At 60.9% G+C, this 16,584-nt stretch carries 26 protein-coding genes; all 26 read right to left on the bottom strand.

Annotated elements, in window-relative coordinates:
* Nucleotides 1-21: 21 nt before the first annotated feature.
* Nucleotides 22-456 carry a 50S ribosomal protein L15 gene (gene rplO / locus CFB81_RS01465; RefSeq protein WP_006482880.1) on the bottom strand — a complete coding sequence of 145 codons (435 nt, stop codon included), beginning with the start codon at nt 454-456 and terminating at the stop codon, nt 22-24.
* A 26-nt stretch (nt 457-482) separates the two neighbouring features.
* Nucleotides 483-665: a 50S ribosomal protein L30 gene (gene rpmD / locus CFB81_RS01460; RefSeq protein WP_006400644.1), complete on the bottom strand. Its 183-nt coding sequence runs from the start codon at nt 663-665 to the stop codon at nt 483-485.
* A gap of 15 nt (nt 666-680) precedes the next feature.
* Nucleotides 681-1,199, bottom strand: coding sequence for a 30S ribosomal protein S5 (gene rpsE / locus CFB81_RS01455; RefSeq protein ID WP_006752931.1), 519 nt, complete (start codon nt 1,197-1,199; stop codon nt 681-683).
* A gap of 14 nt (nt 1,200-1,213) precedes the next feature.
* Nucleotides 1,214-1,579, bottom strand: coding sequence for a 50S ribosomal protein L18 (gene rplR, locus CFB81_RS01450; RefSeq protein WP_006477183.1), 366 nt, complete (start codon nt 1,577-1,579; stop codon nt 1,214-1,216).
* Between the two features lie 12 nt (nt 1,580-1,591).
* Nucleotides 1,592-2,122, bottom strand: coding sequence for a 50S ribosomal protein L6 (gene rplF, locus CFB81_RS01445; RefSeq protein WP_006477184.1), 531 nt, complete (start codon nt 2,120-2,122; stop codon nt 1,592-1,594).
* Nucleotides 2,123-2,140: 18 nt separating this feature from the next.
* Entirely contained in the window at nt 2,141-2,536 is a 396-nt protein-coding gene (rpsH, locus tag CFB81_RS01440; RefSeq protein ID WP_006477185.1) for a 30S ribosomal protein S8, read from the bottom strand.
* 14 nt (nt 2,537-2,550) lie between these two features.
* Nucleotides 2,551-2,856: a 30S ribosomal protein S14 gene (gene rpsN / locus CFB81_RS01435; protein ID WP_006482884.1), complete on the bottom strand. Its 306-nt coding sequence runs from the start codon at nt 2,854-2,856 to the stop codon at nt 2,551-2,553.
* 7 nt (nt 2,857-2,863) lie between these two features.
* Entirely contained in the window at nt 2,864-3,403 is a 540-nt protein-coding gene (gene rplE, locus CFB81_RS01430) for a 50S ribosomal protein L5 (protein ID WP_006477186.1), read from the bottom strand.
* 16 nt (nt 3,404-3,419) lie between these two features.
* The gene (gene rplX / locus CFB81_RS01425) at nt 3,420-3,728 is read right to left on the bottom strand and encodes a 50S ribosomal protein L24 (RefSeq protein WP_006477187.1); all 309 of its coding nucleotides are present in this window, start codon (nt 3,726-3,728) and stop codon (nt 3,420-3,422) included.
* A gap of 9 nt (nt 3,729-3,737) precedes the next feature.
* A complete protein-coding gene (gene rplN / locus CFB81_RS01420) occupies nt 3,738-4,106 on the bottom strand; it encodes a 50S ribosomal protein L14 (RefSeq protein ID WP_006482918.1) in 369 nt (122 codons plus the stop codon).
* Between the two features lie 309 nt (nt 4,107-4,415).
* Entirely contained in the window at nt 4,416-4,688 is a 273-nt protein-coding gene (rpsQ, locus tag CFB81_RS01415; RefSeq protein ID WP_006477189.1) for a 30S ribosomal protein S17, read from the bottom strand.
* The gene (gene rpmC / locus CFB81_RS01410; RefSeq protein WP_006400652.1) at nt 4,685-4,879 is read right to left on the bottom strand and encodes a 50S ribosomal protein L29; all 195 of its coding nucleotides are present in this window, start codon (nt 4,877-4,879) and stop codon (nt 4,685-4,687) included. Before rpmC ends, rpsQ begins: the two co-directional genes overlap by 4 nt.
* Nucleotides 4,880-4,888: 9 nt before the next feature.
* Nucleotides 4,889-5,305, bottom strand: a complete 417-nt coding sequence (gene rplP / locus CFB81_RS01405; protein WP_006482873.1) for a 50S ribosomal protein L16 — start codon at nt 5,303-5,305, stop codon at nt 4,889-4,891.
* 2 nt (nt 5,306-5,307) lie between these two features.
* On the bottom strand, nt 5,308-6,108 hold the full coding sequence (rpsC, locus tag CFB81_RS01400; protein ID WP_006482899.1) for a 30S ribosomal protein S3: 801 nt from the start codon (nt 6,106-6,108) through the stop codon (nt 5,308-5,310).
* Nucleotides 6,109-6,119: 11 nt separating this feature from the next.
* On the bottom strand, nt 6,120-6,449 hold the full coding sequence (gene rplV / locus CFB81_RS01395; protein WP_004199272.1) for a 50S ribosomal protein L22: 330 nt from the start codon (nt 6,447-6,449) through the stop codon (nt 6,120-6,122).
* A gap of 12 nt (nt 6,450-6,461) precedes the next feature.
* Nucleotides 6,462-6,737 carry a 30S ribosomal protein S19 gene (gene rpsS / locus CFB81_RS01390; protein ID WP_004199273.1) on the bottom strand — a complete coding sequence of 92 codons (276 nt, stop codon included), beginning with the start codon at nt 6,735-6,737 and terminating at the stop codon, nt 6,462-6,464.
* Between the two features lie 10 nt (nt 6,738-6,747).
* Nucleotides 6,748-7,575 carry a 50S ribosomal protein L2 gene (gene rplB, locus CFB81_RS01385; protein ID WP_006482900.1) on the bottom strand — a complete coding sequence of 276 codons (828 nt, stop codon included), beginning with the start codon at nt 7,573-7,575 and terminating at the stop codon, nt 6,748-6,750.
* 2 nt (nt 7,576-7,577) lie between these two features.
* Nucleotides 7,578-7,892: a 50S ribosomal protein L23 gene (rplW, locus tag CFB81_RS01380; RefSeq protein ID WP_004199275.1), complete on the bottom strand. Its 315-nt coding sequence runs from the start codon at nt 7,890-7,892 to the stop codon at nt 7,578-7,580.
* Nucleotides 7,889-8,509: a 50S ribosomal protein L4 gene (rplD, locus tag CFB81_RS01375; protein ID WP_006477192.1), complete on the bottom strand. Its 621-nt coding sequence runs from the start codon at nt 8,507-8,509 to the stop codon at nt 7,889-7,891. The genes rplW and rplD overlap by 4 nt, the downstream gene beginning before the upstream one ends.
* A complete protein-coding gene (gene rplC / locus CFB81_RS01370; protein WP_006482922.1) occupies nt 8,509-9,159 on the bottom strand; it encodes a 50S ribosomal protein L3 in 651 nt (216 codons plus the stop codon). Before rplC ends, rplD begins: the two co-directional genes overlap by 1 nt.
* Nucleotides 9,160-9,337: 178 nt before the next feature.
* Complete coding sequence (rpsJ, locus tag CFB81_RS01365; protein ID WP_004199280.1) at nt 9,338-9,649, bottom strand: 30S ribosomal protein S10; 312 nt, start codon at nt 9,647-9,649, stop codon at nt 9,338-9,340.
* A gap of 288 nt (nt 9,650-9,937) precedes the next feature.
* On the bottom strand, nt 9,938-11,128 hold the full coding sequence (gene tuf, locus CFB81_RS01360; protein WP_006482910.1) for an elongation factor Tu: 1,191 nt from the start codon (nt 11,126-11,128) through the stop codon (nt 9,938-9,940).
* A gap of 42 nt (nt 11,129-11,170) precedes the next feature.
* On the bottom strand, nt 11,171-13,273 hold the full coding sequence (gene fusA, locus CFB81_RS01355) for an elongation factor G (RefSeq protein ID WP_044849034.1): 2,103 nt from the start codon (nt 13,271-13,273) through the stop codon (nt 11,171-11,173).
* A 123-nt stretch (nt 13,274-13,396) separates the two neighbouring features.
* The gene (gene rpsG, locus CFB81_RS01350) at nt 13,397-13,867 is read right to left on the bottom strand and encodes a 30S ribosomal protein S7 (RefSeq protein ID WP_006477195.1); all 471 of its coding nucleotides are present in this window, start codon (nt 13,865-13,867) and stop codon (nt 13,397-13,399) included.
* 172 nt (nt 13,868-14,039) lie between these two features.
* Nucleotides 14,040-14,420 (bottom strand): 30S ribosomal protein S12, encoded by a 381-nt coding sequence (gene rpsL / locus CFB81_RS01345; protein WP_006400662.1) that lies wholly within the window; start codon nt 14,418-14,420, stop codon nt 14,040-14,042.
* Between the two features lie 226 nt (nt 14,421-14,646).
* Complete coding sequence (gene recQ / locus CFB81_RS01335; protein WP_179235900.1) at nt 14,647-16,494, bottom strand: DNA helicase RecQ; 1,848 nt, start codon at nt 16,492-16,494, stop codon at nt 14,647-14,649.
* Nucleotides 16,495-16,584 lie beyond the last annotated feature (90 nt).

Genomic DNA, 16,584 nt, shown 5'->3' with positions numbered 1-16,584 from the left:
AATGACGACGCGCTACGCGTGTCACTCGGCGAACGAACCGCCAGCCGCTTCGATCGCAGCGCGCGCACCCTTGGTGGCACCGAGACCCTTCACGACGATCTTGCGCTTCAGTTCGCCCGTCGCGATGATCTTTGCGCTCTTCGTCAGCTCGCCGACCAGGCCGGCTTGCTTCAGTGCGAGCAGATCGATCTCGTCGACCGGCAGCTTCTCGAGGTCGCCCAGGCGCACTTCACCGACGAATTCCTTCGTCAGCGACGTGAAGCCGCGCTTCGGCAGACGACGTTGCAGCGGCATCTGACCGCCTTCGAAACCGACTTTGTGGAAGCCGCCCGAACGCGATTTCTGACCCTTGTGACCACGGCCGGCCGTCTTGCCGAGGCCCGAACCGATGCCACGACCGACGCGACGCTTGGCGTGCTTGGCGCCAGCTGCCGGCTTCAGGTTATTCAATTCCATATCAACTCCTTGATCCGTAGGGCCGCTTACGCGATGACCTTAACGAGGTACGAGACCTTGTTGATCATGCCGCGGACCGCCGGCGTGTCCTGCAGCTCGCTAACCGAGTTGAGTCGGCGCAGGCCCAGGCCACGCACGGTCGCGCGGTGCGATTCGCGGGTCCCGATCAGGCTCTTCACGAGCTGAACCTTGACAGTTTTTTCAGACATGGTGACCACCCGGGCTTAGCCCAAAATATCTTCGACGGACTTGCCGCGCTTCGCCGCGATGTCTGCCGGGGTCGACTGCTTGCGCAGGCCGTCCAGCGTGGCGCGAACGAGGTTGTACGGGTTCGTCGAACCGTGGCTCTTCGCCACGACGTTCTGAACGCCCATCACGTCGAACACTGCGCGCATCGGGCCGCCGGCGATCACGCCCGTACCTGCCTTCGCCGGAGCGAGGAGGACAGCGGATGCGCCGTGCTTGCCGTGCACTTCGTGCTGCAGCGTGCCGTTCTTGAGCGGCACCTTGAACATGTTGCGGCGAGCTTGTTCCATTGCCTTCTGGACAGCGACCGGCACTTCCTTCGCCTTGCCCTTGCCCATACCGATGCGGCCATCACCGTCGCCAACCACGGTCAGTGCGGCGAAGCCGAGAATACGGCCACCCTTCACGACCTTGGTCACGCGATTGACCGAAATCATCTTTTCGCGAAGGCCGTCGTCGCGCTCGTCAGCCTGAACTTTCGCTTGCATCTTTGCCATGACGAATTCCTTCCTTAGAACTTGAGCCCAGCTTCGCGAGCTGCCTCAGCCAGCGCCTTGACGCGGCCGTGGTAGCGGAAGCCCGAGCGGTCGAAGGCGACGGATTCGATGCCGGCAGCCTTTGCCTTTTCGGCAATACGCTTGCCGATCAGCGTCGCGGCATTGACGTTGCCGCCCTTGCCCGACTTGTCGGCCAGTTCTGCGCGCACTTCTGCCTCGAGCGTCGATGCGCTGGCGAGCACCTTGGTGCCGCAGGGCGAGAACACTTGAGCGTAGATGTGCGTGTTCGTGCGATGCACGGCGAGACGCGCGACCTGCAGCTCAGCGATCTTGATACGCGTCTGGCGAGCGCGGCGCAGGCGAGATTGAGTCTTATCCATGATTGCGCACCCTTACTTCTTCTTCGTTTCTTTGAGGATCACAACCTCGTCGGCATAACGCACGCCCTTGCCCTTGTAGGGCTCCGGCGGACGGTAACCGCGGACTTCCGCAGCCACTTGACCGACTTGTTGCTTGTTGATCCCCTTGATCACGATTTCGGTTTGCGTCGGGGTTTCAGCCTTGACGCCTTCCGGCATCTGGTGCACCACCGGGTGCGAGAAACCCAGCGACAGGTTCAGCTTGTCGCCTTGCGCTTGCGCACGGTAACCGACGCCAACCAGCGTCAGCTTGCGCTCGAAACCCTTGGTCACGCCGTGCACGGCATTCGCGATGATCGCGCGCATCGTGCCCGACAGTGCATTTGCTTCGCGGCTTTCGTCGACCGGCGACAGATTCAGCGTGCCGTCGTTGTTCGCCACGTTCACGAGCGGATTGATCGCTTGCGTGATGGTGCCCAGCGGGCCCTTGACGGTGATCGCACCGTCGGCCAGCTTGACTTCCGCGCCTTGCAGCGCGATCGGGCTCTTACCTACTCGAGACATGTTTCTCTCTCCTCGGCTTTAAGCGACGTAGCAGATGACTTCGCCGCCGACGCCGGTAGCGCGCGCCTTGCGGTCGGTCATCACGCCCTTCGGCGTCGACACGATTGCCACACCGAGGCCATTCATGACCTGCGGAATGTCGTTGCGGCCGCGGTACACGCGCAGACCAGGCTTCGACACGCGCTCGAGGCGTTCGATGACCGGGCGACCTGCGTAGTACTTCAGCGCGATATTCAGTTCGGACTTCGCACCTTCCGCCTTCACGGCGAAATCGTCGATATAGCCTTCGTCCTTCAGGACTTGCGCGATTGCAACCTTGACCTTCGACGAGGGCATCGCGACCGATACCTTCTCGACCATCTGCGCGTTGCGGATGCGAGTCAGCATATCGGCGATAGGATCACTCATGCTCATTTACGTTTCTCCTATTACCAGCTCGCCTTGGTCAGGCCAGGAATCTCGCCACGGAATGCGATTTCACGAATCTTGTTACGCGCGAGGCCGAATTTACGGAACGTGCCACGCGGACGGCCCGTGATCGCGCAGCGATTACGCTGGCGGGTCGGGTTTGCGTTGCGGGGCAGTTGCTGCAGCTCCAGGCGTGCTTCGTAGCGCTCTTCTTCCGACTTGCTTTGGTCTTCGACGATCGCCTTCAGCGCTTCACGCTTTGCTGCGAACTTCGCGACCAGGCGGGCGCGCTTCTTTTCACGTTCGATCAGTGCCAGTTTAGCCACGGTAACCTCAGTTTCTGAACGGGAACTTGAAGCTGGCGAGCAGAGCCTTTGCTTCGTCGTCGGTCTTCGCAGTCGTCGTGATGCTGATGTTCAGCCCACGCAGTGCGTCGATCTTGTCGTAATCGATTTCGGGGAAAATGATCTGCTCTTTCACACCGATGTTGTAGTTGCCACGGCCATCGAAAGCACGACCCGACACACCGCGGAAGTCACGCACGCGGGGCAGGGCAACCGTCACGAAACGGTCGAGGAATTCGTACATCGCCTGGCCACGCAGCGTCACCATCGCGCCGATCGGGTAACCCTGGCGGATCTTGAAGCCTGCGATTGCCTTGCGAGCCTTCGTGACGACCGGCTTCTGGCCGGCGATCTTCGTGAGGTCGCCAACGGCGTTCTCGATGATCTTCTTGTCAGCGATTGCTTCGCCAAGACCCATGTTCAGCGTGATCTTGGTGATGCGCGGCACTTCCATGACCGACTTGTAACCGAACTTCTCGATCAGGCCGGGCACAACCTTTTCTTTGTAAAACTCTTGAAAACGAGCCATTTTTTACTCCGCTGCGTCAGGCGCTCAGTACGGCACCGGTCGTCTTCAGGAAGCGAACCTTCTTGCCTTCCTCGACCTTGATGCCAACACGCGACGCCTTGCCATTCGCGTCGACCAGTGCGACGTTCGAAATATGCAGGGGCATCGTCTTCGCTTCCACGCCGCCCGTCGTACCCTTCATCGGGTTCGGCTTCACATGCTTCTTGACGAGGTTGATACCTTCAACCGTCACATGTTCAGCACCGACAGCCAGCACGACGCCGCGCTTGCCCTTGTCCTTGCCAGTGACGACGATGACTTCGTCACCTTTGCGAATCTTGTTCATCGCGACTCCTTACAGCACTTCCGGCGCCAGCGAAACGATCTTCATGAATCGTTCGCTACGCAGCTCACGCGTCACCGGCCCGAAGATACGGGTGCCGATCGGCTCGAGCTTGTTATTCAAAAGCACAGCGGCGTTGCCGTCGAACTTGATCAGCGAGCCGTCTTGACGACGCACGCCCTTGGCGGTGCGAACCACCACGGCGTTGTAAATTTCGCCTTTCTTCACGCGCCCGCGCGGCGTTGCCTCTTTGACGCTCACCTTGATGATGTCGCCAATGCCGGCATAACGACGCTTCGAGCCGCCGAGCACCTTGATGCACAGGACTTCACGTGCACCCGTGTTGTCGGCTACTTCGAGCCGAGATTCGGTCTGGATCATGGTTTGTCTTTCCCAACTTAATCCGGATGCACCACCATGATGCATTCGGTCAGTCTTGGTCCCGTCAGCCAATCGGCTGCTTGGGTTGGAACAGCAGCGACGGCAAACGAAACCCGCCATCGCAATTCGGTGAATCTTTCGGACAGGCAGGCGCCAGTCCGCTTCCCCCACCAACTTCGCCCGCGACGGGGCTCCCATAAAGAGGGAAGACCAGGATTATAACAAATAATCCTGGTCCCGCAAGCAAAAACTTTGCGATTTCAAGCACTTCGTGGAGAAGTGCCTGTTACTGCCTACTGCGCTGTCCGCTTAGATGACGCGAGCAGCTTCGACGAGGCGCGACACCGTCCAGGCCTTCGTCTTCGAAACAGGACGCGTTTCCTGGATTTCGACGAGATCGCCTTCGTTGTAGGTGTTCGCTTCATCGTGCGCGTGGTACTTCTTCGAGCGCACGACATACTTGCCGTAGATCGGGTGCTTGACGCGGTGCTCGATCAGCACGGTGACGGTCTTGTCCATCTTGTTGCTGACGACCCGACCGACCAGCGTCCGCTTCAGCGAGGTTTTCACGCTATCGTTCATTTCTGGTTCGCCTTCTGAGTCATGACGGTCCGCACACGTGCGATGTCGCGACGAACCTTCTTCAGCTGGCTCGTGTTCGTGAGCTGCTGGGTCGCGAGTTGCATGCGCAGGCCGAATTGCGCCTTCAGCAGGTCCGCCAGCTCCTTGTTGAGCGCGGCCTGGTCTTTCTGGAGAAGTTCGGAAGCCTTCATGTTTTCTCCTTAGGCGCCGAGCTGGCGCACGATGAATGCCGTCTTCAGCGGCAGCTTGGCTGCGGCCAGACGGAACGCTTCGCGTGCCAGTTCTTCGGTTACGCCGTCCATTTCATAGAGCATCTTGCCCGGCTGAATCTCGGCGACGTAGTACTCCGGGTTACCCTTACCGTTACCCATACGTACTTCGGCCGGCTTCTGCGAAATCGGCTTGTCCGGGAAGATCCGGATCCAGATGCGGCCGCCACGCTTGATGTGACGCGTCATTGCACGACGCGCCGCTTCAATCTGACGTGCAGTCAAACGACCGCGACCGATCGCCTTCAGGCCGAATTCACCGAACGACACTGCGTTGCCGCGCGTCGCCTTGCCGGTGTTACGACCCTTCTGCTCTTTACGATACTTTCTGCGTTTCGGTTGCAGCATCGTTATTCTCCAGTCTTGCCGTCTTCGGGCTTGCCGGCGCCGCGGCGCGGTGCGCCACGACGAGCACCCGGAGCGCCGCCTTCGCCGTCACGGCGCGGACGACGGTCGCCCGGACGCGCATTGCGACGCGGACGCTTGTCTTCGGCTACTTCTTCCACCACCGGTGCGTCGTTGCGGCCGAGCGTATCGCCCTTGTAGACCCACACCTTGACGCCGATGATCCCGTAAGTCGTCTTCGCTTCCGAAGTCGCGTAGTCGATATCAGCACGCAGCGTGTGAAGCGGCACGCGACCTTCGCGATACCACTCCGTACGAGCGATTTCGATACCGTTCAGACGGCCCGCGCTCATGATCTTGATGCCTTGGGCACCCAGACGCATCGCGTTCTGCATCGCACGCTTCATCGCGCGACGGAACATGATCCGGCGCTCGAGCTGTTGCGTGATCGAGTCAGCGATCAGCTGAGCATCGGTTTCCGGCTTGCGGATTTCTTCGATGTTGACGTGAACCGGCACGCCCATGCGGCGTTGCAGTTCCGTCTTCAGCTGTTCGATATCCTCGCCCTTCTTGCCGATGACCACGCCCGGACGCGAGCTGTAAATCGTGATGCGCGCGTTCTTCGCCGGACGCTCGATGACGACCCGACCGACCGAAGCGTTCTTCAGCTTCTTCTTCAGGTATTCACGAACACCGATGTCTTCCTGCAGCATCGCCGCGAAATTGTTGTTGTTCGCGTACCAACGCGAAGCCCAATTGCGGCTGACAGCCAGGCGGAAGCCAGTCGGATGAATTTTCTGTCCCATCGTATGGCTCCTTAATTCCCGACCGTCACAGTGATGTGACAGGATTGCTTCTCGATGCGGTTACCGCGGCCCTTGGCGCGCGCGGTGAAACGCTTGAGCGATGCAGCCTTGTCGACGTAGATGCTCTTGATCTTGAGCTCGTCGATATCAGCGCCTTCGTTGTGCTCCGCATTCGCGATTGCCGACAGCACAACCTTCTTCACGATGCCAGCCGCCTTCTTCGGCGAGAACGTCAGAACGTTCAGCGCCTTGTCGACCGGCAAACCGCGGATCTGGTCAGCCACAAGGCGCGTTTTCTGCGCCGAGATGCGGGCACCGCGATGAATTGCTTTCACTTCCATCTTGATTGCCCCTTATTTCTTGGCCTTCTTGTCGGCTGCGTGACCCTTGAACGTACGGGTCAGTGCGAACTCGCCAAGCTTGTGGCCGACCATGTTTTCCGAGATGTACACCGGAACGTGTTGACGGCCGTTGTGAACAGCGATCGTCAGGCCGATGAAATCCGGCAGAATCGTCGAGCGACGCGACCAGGTCTTGATCGGCTTTTTGTCGCGCGAAGCTGCAGCCGCCTCAACTTTCTTCAGCAAATGGGCGTCGCAGAACGGACCTTTTTTAACAGAACGTGCCATTGCCTACTCCTTAACGCTTGTGACGGCGCTGGACGATCATCGTCGTCGTGCGCTTGTTGCTGCGGGTGCGGTAACCCTTAGCCGGCGTACCCCACGGGCTCACCGGGTCGCGACCTGCAGCCGTCTTGCCCTCACCACCACCGTGCGGGTGATCGACCGGGTTCATCGCAACGCCACGCACCGTCGGGCGGATACCGCGCCAGCGGTTCGCGCCGGCCTTGCCGATCTGGCGCAGGCTGTGCTCTTCGTTACCGACTTCACCGATCGTTGCACGGCACTCGATGTGCACGCGGCGGATTTCGCCCGAACGCAGACGAACCTGCGCGTAGACGCCTTCACGTGCCAGCAGCATGGCCGACGTGCCAGCCGAACGCGCCATTTGCGCGCCCTTGCCCGGCAGCATCTCGATGCAGTGGATCGTCGTACCGACCGGAATGTTGCGGATCGGCAGCGTGTTGCCTGCGCGGATCGGCGCTTCCGAACCCGACATCAGCTGTTGGCCGACGGTCAGGCCCTTCGGGGCGATGATGTAGCGACGCTCGCCGTCTGCGTAGAGCACCAGCGCGATGTTCGCGCTGCGGTTCGGGTCGTACTCGAGACGTTCGACCTTTGCCGGGATGCCATCCTTCGTGCGACGGAAATCGACGATACGGTAGTGCTGCTTGTGACCACCACCCTTGTGACGCGTGGTGATACGACCGTTGTTGTTACGGCCGGCGGTCGAGCTCTGCGAGTCGAGCAGCGCCGCGAACGGCTTGCCCTGGTGCAGGTTCTTGTTGACCACCTTGACCATCGCGCGGCGACCCGGCGATGTCGGCTTAACTTTAACGATTGCCATGATTACTTGGCCTCCGCTTCAAAGTTGATTTCCTGGCCGGGCTTCAGGCAGACGTACGCCTTCTTCACGTCCTTGCGGCGGCCCATCGAACGGCCGAAGCGCTTTTGCTTGCCCTTCTGAACCAGCACGTTGACCGAATCAACTTCAACCTTGAACAGCAGCTCGACAGCCGCCTTCACTTCCTGCTTCGTGGCATCCGGTGCGACTTCGAACACGACTTGCTCGTTCTTGTCGGCAACCAGCGTCGCCTTTTCCGAGATCACCGGTGCGAGCAGGACCTGCATCAAACGATGATCGTTCTTGCGAATCTCGCTCATGACAGCAACTCCTCGATCTGGGCGACCGCAGCCTTCGTGACCAGCACTTTCTTGAAGTAGATCAGCGACAGCGGGTCAGCGTAGCGCGGCTCGACAATCGCCACGTGCGGCAGGTTGCGCGAAGCCAGGTACAGGTTCTCGTCGACCGTGTCCGTGATGATCAGAACGGAGTCGAGACCCATGGTCTTGAATTTGTCGGCCAGCAGCTTGGTCTTCGGCGCTTCGAGGATGATGTCCTCGACGACCGACAGACGGCCTTCACGGGCCAGCTGCGAGAAGATCGAGCAGAGACCTGCGCGATGCATCTTCTTGTTGACCTTGTGCGAGAAGTTTTCTTCCGGCGAATTCGGGAAGATACGACCACCGCCACGCCACAGCGGGCTCGACGACATACCGGCACGAGCGCGGCCCGTACCCTTCTGGCGCCACGGCTTCTTGGTCGTGTGCTTGACTTGCTCACGGTCCTTCTGTGCGCGGTTACCCTGGCGAGCATTCGCCTGGTAAGCGACGACGACCTGGTGGATCAGCGCTTCGTTGTAGTCACGACCGAACACGACGTCCGATGCGTTGACCACTGCACCTTCCTGACCATTTTCGTTCAGGAGCTTGAGTTCCATTATTTCGCCCCCTTGGTCTTGACGGCCGGCGTCACGAATACCTTGCCGCCCTTCGCGCCCGGAATCGCACCCTTCACGAGCAGCAGCTTGCGCTCTGCGTCGATACGAGCGATTTCGAGGTTCTGCACCGTCACCGTCACGTCACCCATGTGACCCGTCATGCGTTTACCCGGGAAAACACGACCCGGATCCTGCGCCATACCGATCGAGCCCGGCACGTTGTGCGAGCGCGAGTTACCGTGCGTGGCACGGCCGGAGGAGAAGTTGTAACGCTTGATCGTACCGGCGTAGCCCTTACCGATCGACACGCCTTGCACGTCGACCTTCTGGCCCACTTCGAAAAGATCTGCACCGACCACGGCGCCATTCGACAGCTCGGCTGCCTTGGCCGCGTCAATGCGGAATTCCTTGAGGATTTCACCGGCTTCGACACCGGCTTTGGCGAGATGACCTGCCAGCGGCTTCGTCACGCGCGATGCGCGGCGGGAGCCGAATGCAACCTGCACGGCCGTGTAGCCGTCGGTTTCAACAGTCTTGATCTGCGTCACGCGGTTGTCCGACACGTCCAGCACGGTGACGGGAATCGAATCCCCTTCAGCCGTGAAGATACGGGTCATGCCAACCTTGCGACCTACGAGTCCAAGGCTCATCATTTTCTCCATTCCCGACTGCGATTGGTCGGGGCTGATTTACAAAATGCCGGGCACGCAAGGCCCAACTTTTTTACGCGAATACGCGAAAAGCCAAGCAGTATAGCCCGACTTCTCGATTTCCGCAAGCAATACAAAGACTTAGCGCCGCCCGGCATGCCGATCGGCGCTGGAAGCCTTACTGCAGCTTGATTTCCACGTCGACGCCAGCCGGCAGGTCGAGCTTCATCAGCGCGTCAACGGTCTTGTCCGTCGGGTCGACGATGTCCATCAGGCGCTGGTGGGTGCGGATTTCGAGTTGATCGCGCGACGTCTTGTTGACGTGCGGCGAACGCAGGATGTCAAAACGCTGAATGCGCGTCGGCAGCGGCACCGGGCCACGGACGATTGCGCCAGTCCGCTTCGCGGTATCGACGATTTCGGCAGCCGATTGATCGATCAGACGATAGTCGAAAGCCTTCAGGCGAATGCGGATTTTCTGTTGCTGCATGACAATTCCTTGAAAAGAGCGAGGCGATGTTGCATCGCCGGACACTAAAAGAACGTGAAACATGACGCCAGCGGGGAGCGAAGCATCAGGTTCCGGACAGTACTTCCATTGCTAAGCCCGCGATTCTACACGAAAATTCGCGGCGGTGGGCGTTTCTCAATAGCGCGATTCGCACACCACAAAGAAAAACCGGGCGCCAGATCGAACTGGGCACCCGGTTTCTACGGTACACCGCGGCTTACCGTGGAATCGCGGACCCCGAAGGGATCCGCGGATCGTCGATATTACTTACTCGATGATCTTGGCGACGACGCCGGCGCCGACGGTACGGCCGCCTTCGCGGATCGCGAAGCGCAGACCTTCTTCCATCGCGATCGGAGCGATCAGCTTCACCGTGATCGACACGTTGTCGCCCGGCATCACCATTTCCTTGTCCTTCGGCAGCTCGATCGAGCCCGTCACGTCCGTCGTACGGAAGTAGAACTGCGGACGGTAGTTGTTGAAGAACGGCGTGTGACGGCCGCCTTCGTCCTTGCTCAGCACGTACACTTCTGCCGTGAAGTGCGTGTGCGGCGTGATCGAACCCGGCTTCGCCAGAACCTGGCCACGCTCCACGTCTTCACGCTTCGTGCCGCGCAGCAGGATACCCACGTTGTCGCCTGCCTGACCTTGGTCCAGCAGCTTGCGGAACATTTCCACGCCCGTGCAGGTCGTCTTCACCGTCGGCTTGATACCGACGATTTCGATTTCCTCGCCGACCTTCACGATGCCGCGCTCGACGCGACCCGTCACCACCGTACCGCGGCCCGAGATCGAGAACACGTCTTCCACCGGCATCAGGAACGCGCCGTCAACTGCACGCTCCGGCGTCGGGATGTACGTGTCCAGCGCGTCGGCCAGGCTCATGATCGCCACTTCACCCAGCTCGCCCGTGTCGCCTTCCAGCGCCAGCTTGGCCGAACCCTTCACGATCGGCGTGTCGTCGCCCGGGAAGTCGTACTTCGACAGCAGTTCGCGAACTTCCATCTCGACCAGCTCGAGCAGTTCAGCGTCGTCCACCATGTCGCACTTGTTCAGGAACACGATGATGTACGGAACGCCAACCTGACGCGCCAGCAGGATGTGCTCACGCGTTTGCGGCATCGGGCCGTCTGCTGCCGAGCAAACCAGGATCGCGCCGTCCATCTGCGCCGCGCCCGTGATCATGTTCTTCACATAGTCAGCGTGGCCCGGGCAGTCGACGTGTGCGTAGTGGCGGTTAGCCGTTTCGTACTCGACGTGTGCCGTGTTGATCGTGATGCCGCGCGCCTTTTCTTCCGGTGCCGCGTCGATCTGGTCGTACGCCTTCGCTTCGCCGCCGAACTTCTTCGTCAGAACCGTCGTGATCGCTGCCGTCAGCGTCGTCTTGCCGTGGTCAACGTGACCAATCGTACCAACGTTCACGTGCGGCTTGGTCCGCTCAAACTTTTCTTTTGCCATGATTCTCTTCTTTCAAAAAATAATCGATTGAGAGCTACAGATTTACTTCGACTTCGCGCTGATGATCGCCTCGGCAACGTTGCGCGGAGCTTCAGCGTAGTGCTTGAACTCCATCGTGTACGTTGCACGACCTTGCGTCAGCGAGCGCAGCGACGTCGAGTAGCCGAACATTTCCGACAACGGCACTTCGGCGCGCACGATCTTGCCGCCGCCAACCATGTCTTCCATGCCCTGGACGATACCGCGACGGCCCGACAGGTCGCCCATCACGTTGCCCATGTAGTCTTCCGGCGTCTCGACTTCGACAGCCATCATCGGCTCGAGGACGACCGGGTTCGCCTTGCGCATCGCTTCCTTGAACGCCATCGAACCGGCCATGCGGAACGCGTTTTCGTTCGAGTCAACGTCGTGGTACGAACCGAACGTCAGGTGAACCTTCACGTCGACGACCGGGAAGCCAGCCAGCACGCCCGACTTCAGCGTGTCCTGGATACCCTTGTCGACCGCCGGGATGTATTCACGCGGAATCACACCACCCTTGATCTCGTCGAAGAACTCGTAGCCCTTGCCTTGTTCGTTCGGCTCGAGCGTGATGACCGCGTGACCGTACTGGCCGCGACCACCCGACTGCTTGACGAACTTGCCGTCGACATCCTTCGCCGTCGAACGGATCGTTTCGCGGTACGCAACCTGCGGCTTGCCGACGGTCGCTTCCACGCCGAATTCACGCTTCATCCGGTCGACCAGAATTTCGAGGTGGAGCTCGCCCATGCCCGAAATGATGGTCTGGCCCGACTCTTCGTCGGTCTGCACGCGGAACGACGGGTCTTCCTGAGCCAGACGGTTCAGTGCGAGGCCCATCTTTTCCTGGTCGGCCTTGGTCTTCGGCTCGACTGCCTGCGAAATCACCGGCTCCGGGAACACCATGCGTTCGAGAACGATCGGGTTCGCCGGGTCGCACAGCGTGTCGCCCGTGGTCGCTTCCTTCAGGCCGACCGCTGCGGCGATGTCGCCTGCGCGGACTTCCTTGATTTCTTCACGCTGGTTCGCGTGCATCTGCAAAATACGGCCGAGGCGTTCCTTCTTGCCCTTGGTCGAATTCAGCAGCGTGTCGCCCGAGTTGACGACGCCCGAGTACACGCGGAAGAAGATCAGCTGGCCGACGAACGGGTCGGTCATGATCTTGAACGCGAGCGACGAGAACTTCTCTTCGTCCGACGCCTTGCGCTCTGCTTCTTCGCCGTTTTCGAGCTCGCCCTTGACCGGCGGGATGTCGACCGGCGACGGCAGGAAGTCGATCACGGCGTCGAGCATACGCTGCACGCCCTTGTTCTTGAACGCGGTACCGCACAGCATCGGCTGGATTTCGCACGCGATCGTACGATCACGCAGCGCCTTGACGATGTCGGCTTCCGGCAGATCGCCTTCTTCCAGGTACTTGTTCATCAGGTCTTCGCTGGCTTCGGCAGCCACTTCGACCATCTTTTCGCGCCATTCCTTGCAGGTCTCCGCGAGCTCGGCCGGGATGTCGACGTAGTCGAACTTCGTGCCTTGCGACGCTTCGTCCCAAATGATCGCCTTCATCTTGATCAGGTCGACCACGCCCTTGAAGTTTTCTTCCGAGCCGATCGGCACCACGACCGGAACCGGGTTCGCCTTCAGGCGCAGACGGAGCTGGTCGTAGACCTTGAAGAAGTTCGCGCCGGTACGGTCCATCTTGTTGACGAACGCGAGACGCGGCACCTTGTACTTGTTCGCCTGGCGCCACACCGTTTCCGACTGCGGCTGCACGCCGCCCACTGCGCAGTACACCATGCATGCGCCGTCGAGCACGCGCATCGAACGCTCCACTTCGATCGTGAAGTCGACGTGGCCCGGGGTGTCGATGATGTTGATGCGGTGTTCCGGATAGTTGCCGCCCATGCCCTTCCAGAAGGCCGTGGTAGCAGCGGACGTGATCGTGATGCCACGTTCCTGTTCCTGCTCCATCCAGTCCATCGTGGCTGCGCCGTCGTGGACTTCACCGATCTTGTGGTTCACACCGGTGTAAAACAGAATGCGCTCGGTCGTCGTCGTTTTGCCGGCGTCGATGTGAGCGCTAATACCGATATTGCGGTAGCGCTCGATAGGAGTCTTGCGAGCCACTTTGATCCTCTACTGGGATGACGTGATGCAGCCCTGCCGCATCACGCCTCAACACAAACGGGCGAGGCGCCTGAAAAGCGCACCCGCCCGGAATTTATTTCCGCAAACAGCCCAGCCAGGCGCTTAGAAACGGAAATGCGAGAACGCGCGGTTGGCTTCTGCCATGCGGTGAACTTCGTCGCGCTTCTTCATCGCGCCGCCACGGCCTTCGGCCGCTTCGGAGAGTTCACCTGCCAGGCGCAGGGCCATCGACTTCTCGCTGCGCTTCTTCGCAGCCTCACGCAGCCAGCGCATCGCCAATGCCATACGACGCGACGGGCGCACTTCGACCGGAACTTGATAGTTGGCACCACCAACGCGACGGCTCTTCACTTCGACCACCGGCTTCACGTTGTTGAGCGCAACCGTGAACACTTCCAGCGGGTCCTTGCCACCCTTGGTCTGGATCTGTTCGAATGCGCCATAAACGATGCGCTCTGCGACCGACTTCTTGCCGGACAGCATCAGCATGTTCATGAACTTGGCAACATCAACGTTACCGAACTTCGGATCCGGCAACACTTCCCGCTTGGGGACTTCGCGACGACGCGGCATGATTCTTCCTTTACTTGTTCAGTTGGAGCTGGATCCAGCTCCGCGGCCACCAACAAACCCGATCACATCTTCACGACTAACCAGCTTGGCCGGGTGACCACTTACTCGACAGCACCGGCAATCCGGCACTCCCGCCTTGACCGCCCTGCGGCGATCCCTGATCAAAAACTGCTTACTTGGCAGCCTTTGCACGCTTCGCGCCGTACTTCGAACGCGCTTGCTTACGGTCCTTGACGCCCTGGGTATCCAGCGAGCCGCGAACCATGTGGTAACGCACACCCGGCAAGTCCTTCACACGGCCGCCGCGGATCAGCACAACCGAGTGTTCCTGCAGGTTGTGGCCTTCACCGCCGATGTACGAAATCACTTCGAAGCCGTTCGTCAGACGAACCTTGGCGACCTTACGGAGTGCCGAGTTAGGCTTCTTCGGCGTCGTCGTGTACACACGGGTGCACACGCCGCGACGCTGGGGGCAGTCCTGCAGGGCCGGGCTCTTGCTCTTCGTCGTTTCCGACTGACGGCCTTTGCGAACCAGTTGGTTGATGGTTGGCATTGTTTATTCCTGAAATTGAACAAAATCTGCACATCGATTTCGGGCAAAGCGAGAATCGACGCACAGTTGACTTCCGAACCGGCGAATCGGGTGCGAACTGTCGAACGCGACTCGGCCCACCGAATACCGGAACCCAGCATGATATTCCGGAAATGCCAACTAAGTCAACGGCTTGCGTGATTTGCCGGCCGATCGCGCGGTTTACAGCAGGGGTCGGAACGCTGTGTCAGGCCGATTCGACGACGTCGATGATCTCGTCGCCGAAGCGCTCGAGCTTGCGCACGCCCATGCCGGGGATGTGGCGCAGGTCCTCGATCGTCTCCGGCGCGTTGCGCGCGATTTCGGCGAGCGTCGCGTCGTGAAAAATCACGTAGGCCGGCACGCCGTCCGTTTTCGCGGTTTCCGCGCGCCAGGCACGTAGCGCGTCCCACCGTGCGCGCTCGCGGGCGCCCATGCCGGCCGTCGGATCGACGCGCGTGCCGCTGCGGCTCGACGACTGGCGCGTGCGCTGCGGCTTCACGTAGCGACGCAGCGTGACCTTTTCCTCGTTCTTCAGCACCGGCTTCGCGGCCTCGGTAAGCACCAGTGCGCCGAAGCCGCCATGATCGACGGCCAGGTAGCCGTACGCGACCAGTTGCCGGAAAATCGCGCGCCACTCGGGCTCGGACAGCGCTGCGCCGATACCGAACGTGCTCAACTGGTCATGGCCGCGCTGCAGCACCTTCTCGGTGCGGCCGCCGCGCAGGATCTCGATCAGATGGCTCGCGCCGAAGTTGAAGCCACTCGCGCGCTGCGCGCGGAACACGCACGACAGCGCCATCTGCGCCTCGCGCGTCGCGTCCCATGAATCGGGCGGCTCGAGGCACGTGTCGCAGTTGCCGCACGGCTGGCTCGCCTCGCCGAAGTAGTTCAGCAGCCGCACGCGGCGACACGAGATCGTCTCGCACAGCCCGAGCAGCGCGTCGAGCTTCGACGTCTGCACGCGCTTGTGCGCGTCGTCCGCGTCCGATTCGTCGATCATCTTGCGCTGCTGGACGACGTCGCCGAGGCCGTACGCCATCCACGCGTTCGCCGGCATCCCGTCGCGGCCCGCGCGGCCGGTTTCCTGGTAGTAGCCTTCGACGCTCTTCGGCAGATCGAGGTGCGCGACGAAGCGCACGTCGGGCTTGTCGATGCCCATGCCGAACGCGATCGTCGCGCACATCACGATGCCTTCCTCGCGCTGGAACATTTCCTGGTGCTTCTGCCGCACCTCGAACTCCATTCCCGCGTGATACGGCAGCGCGCGCACGCCCTGCGCCTTCAGCCATTCGGCCGTTTCCTCGACCTTGCGGCGCGACAGGCAATAGACGACGCCGGCGTCGGTCGTGCCGTCTGCATTCGTGTGCTCGGCGCGGATGAAGTCGAGCAGTTGCGAACGCGCGTTGTCCTTTTCGACGATCCGGTAGCGGATGTTCGGGCGATCGAAGCTCGACACGAACACGCGCGCGTCGTCGAGTGCGAGACGATGGATGATCTCGTCGCGCGTGATCGCATCGGCGGTGGCGGTCAGCGCGATGCGCGGCACCGACGGGAAGCGCTCGTGCAGCACCGACAACTGGATGTATTCCGGGCGGAAATCGTGCCCCCATTGCGACACGCAGTGCGCTTCGTCGATCGCGAACAGGCCGATCTTCGCGCGCTCGAGCAGGTCGAGGAAGCGGCCCGTCATCAACCGCTCCGGCGCGACGTACAGCAAATCGATCTCGCCTTCGCGCAGCGCGCGCTCGGTGGCCGCGGCCTCGGCACCCGACAGCGTCGAATTCAGGTAGGCCGCGCGCACGCCGACTTCGCTCAACGCGGCGACCTGGTCCTGCATCAGCGCGATCAGCGGCGACACGACGATGCCGGCGCCCTGCCCGGCCTCGCGGCGCAGCAGCGCGGGAATCTGGTAGCACAGCGACTTGCCGCCGCCGGTCGGCATCAGCACGAGGCAATCGCCGCCGCCGGCGACGTGCTCGACGATCTCGCCCTGCTGGCCGCGAAAGGCGGAGTAACCAAAGACTTCGTCGAGTATTTCGAGGGCGCGGGACATGAATGAGACCAGGGACGGCTGAGCGATGACCGCAATTTTAACAACCCGCTCGCGCGACGCGTGGCGAATCGCACGATGTTGGCCATTCGG

The organism is Burkholderia sp. AU28863, from assembly GCF_002223195.1.
GTDB classification, from domain to species: Bacteria; Pseudomonadota; Gammaproteobacteria; order Burkholderiales; family Burkholderiaceae; genus Burkholderia; species Burkholderia sola.
This window is presented reverse-complemented; position numbering and strand designations above follow the sequence as displayed.